The sequence below is a fragment of the Streptomyces sp. NPDC055025 genome (genome assembly GCF_053608565.1).
Map to the genome: position 1 here is coordinate 98,862 of NZ_JBSGVS010000029.1, position 6,000 is coordinate 104,861.

The 6,000-nt window shown below is 67.9% G+C and carries 3 protein-coding genes and 1 pseudogene; 3 read left to right on the forward strand and 1 reads right to left on the reverse strand.

Annotation, left to right across the window (positions count from 1 at the left end):
• Positions 1–991: 991 nt before the first annotated feature.
• Positions 992–1,189, forward strand: a pseudogene (locus tag ACWGDX_RS19580) (CorA family divalent cation transporter); the annotation flags it as partial.
• A gap of 141 nt (positions 1,190–1,330) precedes the next feature.
• Here ACWGDX_RS19580 and ACWGDX_RS19585 read toward each other — a convergent pair.
• The gene (locus ACWGDX_RS19585; protein WP_066954708.1) at positions 1,331–2,323 is read right to left on the reverse strand and encodes a LacI family DNA-binding transcriptional regulator; all 993 of its coding nucleotides are present in this window, start codon (positions 2,321–2,323) and stop codon (positions 1,331–1,333) included.
• Positions 2,324–2,652: 329 nt separating this feature from the next.
• On the opposite strand from ACWGDX_RS19585, the gene ACWGDX_RS19590 reads away from it, so the two are divergent.
• Positions 2,653–4,374, forward strand: coding sequence for a discoidin domain-containing protein (locus ACWGDX_RS19590; RefSeq protein ID WP_453627147.1), 1,722 nt, complete (start codon positions 2,653–2,655; stop codon positions 4,372–4,374).
• Between the two features lie 169 nt (positions 4,375–4,543).
• Complete coding sequence (locus tag ACWGDX_RS19595) at positions 4,544–5,914, forward strand: DUF1996 domain-containing protein (RefSeq protein ID WP_453627149.1); 1,371 nt, start codon at positions 4,544–4,546, stop codon at positions 5,912–5,914.
• The last annotated feature ends 86 nt before the right edge of the window (positions 5,915–6,000 follow it).

A 6,000-nucleotide genomic window follows, 5' to 3' on the forward strand; every position in this document is an offset into this window, starting at 1 on the left:
GCGATCATGCTGATGTGCCATGCACCTCAACGCTCCAGGACGATCACTTCGCAGTCGGCGCCAGCAACAGGCTCACCACCGGAGGCGAAGGCGACGGCATCCGGTCCCGCCGTTCTCACTCCACTCGAAATACCGGCCCGGCCTGCCTGACGAGGCGATGGACGTGAAGTCGCAGCGGGAGCGGACCGCGCATTTCGGTCCGCGGGGGCGTGGGGTGGAGTACGCGAGCGAGCCGGGCGACTGGTTCACCGGGCGTCTGCAGGCCCTGGCCACGCTGGCGGGCTGGCTGCGCGACCCCGTCCACGATGCCCGGGCGCGGGTAGTGACCGGGCATGCGGGGTCCGGCAAGTCAGCCGTCCTGGGCAGGCTGCTGCGCCGGATCCCAGATCTGCACCGGCCCGCCGCGCTGCGCGCTGAGTACTACTGGCATTCCCCTCAGTCCCGCCGCGACCAACGGTTCTCCCGACCACGAACTCCGTTCACCCCGGAACAGGTTGCTTGTCTGGGACCCGGTCGCCCACCGGTTCGTAACTTCCACTGCATAGTCGCGCCGACCGGGCCCGTCCACGTCGTCATCAGCCCAAGAGGATTCGCAACGAGTGGATCCGGGGAGCCCGACGGCTGGCGGGGGTTTCCGATGGCGGTACCGCCATCGTCGTCGTCCGTGGCGTTGTCCCTGCCGTGAGCCAGCGTCATCCGGAGATCATGGAGAGGCCCGCAAAATGGGTGGCAGCGGCTGCCGACGGCTGCCGTCTCAACCCTCGGCAGTAACCGCCTGTGATCATCGGACTCACCGGAGCAGCTTCGCCAGCACGCCCCACCGACCCCGCTCGGGGCCATTCCCTGGGGAGAATCTGGGGAGTATGAGCGGCGCTGGGGAGCGCGTGGGGAGAATCGACTGCATAACCGGGCACGAGCGTGAAAGGCCCAGAAAGACGGATCGGCCCAGGCCAGAGAGGTTCACAGCAGCATCACCGCAGGTCAGCGCCACCAGGTAGACGACTTCAAGAAAATCTCCTCCTGGGCGGCGATCCTCTTCGCCCCGACCCTGGTCGGGACCATCTACGGCATGAACTTCCGACACATGCCGGAGTTGCACTGGGTCCTCGGATACCCCTTCGCCATCCTCCTGATGGCGGTCGTCTGCACCAGTCTGTACGTCATCTTCAAGCGGCGGGACTGGCTCTGAGCAATCCCTCCAGAGCCAACAGCCCGACTGGCCGGCGCCTCCGACCGCAGGCGTCGTGGGCGTCGTGGGCGTCTGCGAAGCGGCTGGGGTGGGTCCCGCACTTCGCGCCCTTTTGAGCAACTGAAGAGCGAGTCGTCTGCATCAGGTCGATTCGCGGACCACAAGTTCGTTCGGCATGATCACCGGGTCTGTGGGGCCACCGTTGATGAGGCCGAGGAGCAAGTGGACGGCGGCGGTTGCCTGGTTGGCCATCGGGCTGCGCACCGAGGTGAGCGCGGGGGTGGTGTAGGACGCGGCTTCTATGTCGTCGAAGCCGACCACGGCCACGTCCTCCGGGACGCGCCGGCCTGCCTGGCGGAGGGTGCGCAGGGCTCCGATCGCCATCAGGTCGTTGGCCGCGAAGACGGCGTCGAGGTCGGGGTCGTCCTCCAGGAGCTGGCGCATGGCTTCGGCGCCGGAGACCCGGGTGAAGTCGCCCAGGGCCACGATGGAACGGCGGCCTGTGTCGCGCAGTGTTCGGCGGTAGCCGTCAAGGCGTTCCCGGGCTTCGTGGAGTTCGAGTGGTCCGGTGATGGTGGCGATCCGGCGCCGGCCCCGTTCCAGCAGGTGACATACGGCCAGCGCGGCCCCGCCGGTGTTGTCCAGGGCGACGTACGGGACGTCCTGTGCGGAGGTGCGGTTGAAGGAGACGAGGGGCAGGCCCTGACGGGCCAGCGCCGCCGGCAGTGGATCCGTGCCGTGCAGGGCAACGAGTAGTACCCCGTCCACGTGCCCGCCGGCGACGTACTGCTCCACTCTGGTCCGGCTCTGGTCCGATTCCGCGAGCATGAGCACAAGTCGTTTGCCCGCGGCCTCCAGTTCGCGGCTGACCGCGCGCACCACGGCGGAGAACAGGGGATCGTCGGAGACGACTCCTTGAGGTGGGTCGGAGATGACCAGGGCGAGGGTGTCCGTGCGCCGCGTGACGAGATTGCGTGCCGCTCCGTTGGGCACGTAGCCGAGTTCGCGGACGGCGCGCATGACGACGTCCCGGATCTGCGGAGCAACGGTCGTCTCGCCGTTGATGACGCGGGAGACGCTCGATTTGGACACGCCCGCGCGGGCGGCGACCACTTCGAGTGTGGGGCGTTTCATGTCCGGCCGTCCCCCGTGCCGCCGCCCGGGTACGTGCGCGGGGAGGGTTTTCTCATCGAGGCGGCCTCCGGCTCTGCGTCATGGCAAGGACAGCAGCGTATCCGCAGGCGGGGCGGCATGAACTCGCCCAAGCCGTCGTCCACCTTTGCAGTTTATCGCAAGCGTTTGCCTCCTGCGGAGATATCCCGGGGATCGTTCCCTCACCGTCCGACAACCCTTCTGCCGTGGATTTTTCTTAGTGGATAGGAGTCTTGACAGGTCCCTCCACCCCCTCCATTCTCCCCTGAGGGAGCGCTCCCCCACCTCAAACCCCACTTGAGGAGTTGCATATGCAAACTCTCAGCAAGAGGTTCGTCCTATTTTGGGTGATAGCCGCCTCGTTACTCGCCCTCGTCGCGTTACCCGCGCCACCCGCCCAGGCGGCGGAGGTTCTGCTCTCGCAGGGCAAGCCCGCCACCGCGTCAAGCACCGAGGGAGCCTTCAACGCACCCGCCGCCGTCGACGGCGACTTGGGCACCCGATGGTCCAGCGCGTTCACCGATCCGCAGTGGATACGGATCGACCTCGGAGCCGAGACCCGCATCAGCCGCGTCGCCCTCAACTGGGAGGCCGCGTACGGCAAAGCGTTCCGGATCGAGGTGTCGAACAACGCACAGGACTGGACCCCCGTCCACGAGACCACCACGGCCACCGGGGGCGTCCAGAGCCTGACCGTTACCGGCACCGGCCGCTACGTACGGATGTACGGCACACAGCGCGGCACTCCGTACGGCTACTCGCTGTGGGAATTCCAGGTGTACGGCACCACCGGTTCCGAAGGGCCGGGCGCTGCCGGCACGCTGCTCTCCTACGGCAGGACCGGCACGGCCTCCTCTTCCCAGAGCGACCAGAACTGCTGGGAGTGCACACCGGCCAGGGCATTCGACCGCGACGCGGCGTCCCGCTGGGCGACCAGCTCCACCACGGGATGGACCGATCCGGGCTGGATCTCCGTCGATCTCGGCGCGACGGCCCAGATCGACAAAGTCGTCCTGCAGTGGGATCCGGCCTATGCCAAGTCGTTCCAGATCCAAGTCTCACCGAACGGACAGGACTGGACCCCCATCTACTCGACGACGGCCGGCACAGGCTTCAAACAGACGCTCACCGTCTCCGGCACCGGCCGCTATGTGCGCATGTACGGCACGGAGCGTGCCACTCCGTACGGCTACTCACTGTGGGAATTCCAGGTGTACGGCAGCGGTGGCGCTCCGATACCGGCTCCGCCCTTGCCGAGCGACCCCGCGAACCCGCCACGCCTGGTGTGGAGCGACGAGTTCGACGGTGCCGCGGGCAGCAGGCCCGACGCCTCGAAGTGGAGGGCCGATCCGGGAACGGGGCCGAACAACGAACTGGAGTACTACACCGATCACCGCAACGCCGCGCTGGACGGGGCCGGACACCTGGTGATGGAGGCGCGCAAGGAGGCCACGGCCGGATCGTCGTGCCCGCGTGACCCTCTGAGCGGCAGCACCACGTGCCAGTACACCTCGGCGCGGATGAACACCGGCGCGACGTTCCAGTTCACGTACGGCCGGGTCGAAGCACGGATCAAGGTGCCCAAGGGCAACGGACTGTGGCCCGCGTTCTGGATGATGGGCGGCGACTTCCTGACCGGGCGGCCGTGGCCGTACAACGGCGAGATCGACATCGTGGAAGTCCTGGGCAAGGACGTGAAGACCGCGTATTCCACGGTCCACGCGCCCGCCTACAACGGCGGAGGCGGCATCGGCTCCCCCTACAAGCTGCCCGGGAACGCCGACTTCTCCGACGACTTCCACACCTGGACCGCCGACTGGAACAGCAAGGGCATCACCTACAGCCTCGACGGCCGGGTCGTCTTCTCTCTGGACAAGGACCAGGTGGAGCAGACCCGTGGACCGTGGATCTTCGACCACCCCCATTACATGATCCTCAACCTGGCGGTCGGAGGTGACTGGCCCGGCCCGACCGACGCCAGCACCCCGTTCCCGTCCAGGATGCTCGTCGATTACGTGCGGGTCTTCCAGTAAGCACGCGCGAACACCTCCGATCCCCCGGGCCGCGCCCGCCCGCTCCTGGGCGCGGCCCGGAGGCTCCGGATCACGCGGCAGGGGCACCCCGCTCCCGGCCCTCCGATCCTCGCTTGCCGCCGCGGTCGAAGGATCCGGCGTTCCATCCCGACATTCCTGAGGAAGTGAGATGCGCAGATATCCCGCCCATCTGTACACGCTGTTAGTAGGAGCACTGGTGGTCGCGCTGGCCGCCGCCGTGAGCCTGACCGTGTCGACCCAGGAGGCGCAGGCCGCCACAGTCACCGTCCAGGCGGAGTCCTACGCCGCCCAGTCCGGCGTCGGCCTGGAGGCGACAGCGGACTCCGGAGGAGGAGAGAACGCGGCGTTCCTCGCCGACGGCGACTGGATGCGCTTCGACAACGTCGACCTCGGCGCCGCCGGCCGGCTGACCGTCTCCGCCCGGATCGCCTCCGCCGTCGGCTCGGGCACCATCGAACTGCGTACCACCAGCGCGACCGGGCCACTGCTCGCCGTCATACAGGTCGCGCCGACGGGCGGCTGGCAGAACTGGGTCACCCGCACCAGCGACGTCACCACCCACCCCACCGGTGCGCAGACCGTGTTCGCCGTACTGCGCAGCACCGCACCGGGTGACTTCGTCAACATCAACTGGTTCTCCTTCGTCGGCGACGGAGACGGCCAGGCGGCAGGCTGGGTCCCCGTCGACCAGGCCAAGTGGAACGCCCAAGTGGCGCAGTTCCGCGCAATGACCCCGGCCCCCGTACCCGCCAACGTGGTCCGGGTTCCTGAGTTCAACGCCACCTGCGACTACAGCCACTCCAAGCCGGACGACCCCATCGTCCTGCCCGGACTCGCCGGCGCGTCCCACATGCACAGCTTCTTCGGCAACAAGAGCACCGACGCGTTCACCACCACCCAGTCGCTGCTGAACAACAAGGCCACCACCTGTGAACCCGCCGAGGACCTCTCGGCGTACTGGATCCCGACCCTGTACGAGGGCAACAGGGCTGTCGAGCCCGAGAACATGATCGTCTACTACGGTTCCCGGCTGCCCGACCCCTCGGCGACACTGCCCTTCCCCGAGGGCTTCCGCATGATCGCGGGCGACGCCAGGGCGCAGACATCCACACCCGCGGGATCGCCGGGCCAGTACTGGTGCGCCGGCACGGGCGGCGAGATCGGCCGCAGCGCCGACGGCAACTGGCCGGTCTGTGCTCCGACCGCACACCTCACCCACCAGCTTGTCTTCCCCGACTGCTGGGACGGCAAGAACCTGGACAGCCCCGACCACAAGTCGCACGTCGCGTACACCTACGACGGCAAGTGCAGCGGCGCCTATCCCGTAGCCATCCCCAACCTCTCCTTCGTAGTCAGCTACCCGACCAACGGCAGCACGGCCGGCTTCCGGCTGGCCTCGGGCATGGCATCGTCCATCCACGGAGACTTCTTCAACGCGTGGGACAACGCCGCTCAGGGGCACCGCGTGAAGGACTGCATCACCCAGAAGGCCAAGTGCAACTCCGCCGGCACGTTCTGACCCTGCGCCCGGCACGCGCCACAGCCATGGCGCCGCTGGTGGTGGGGCGGCCCCAACCGGCCCCCCCCCCACCCAAACCACCCCCC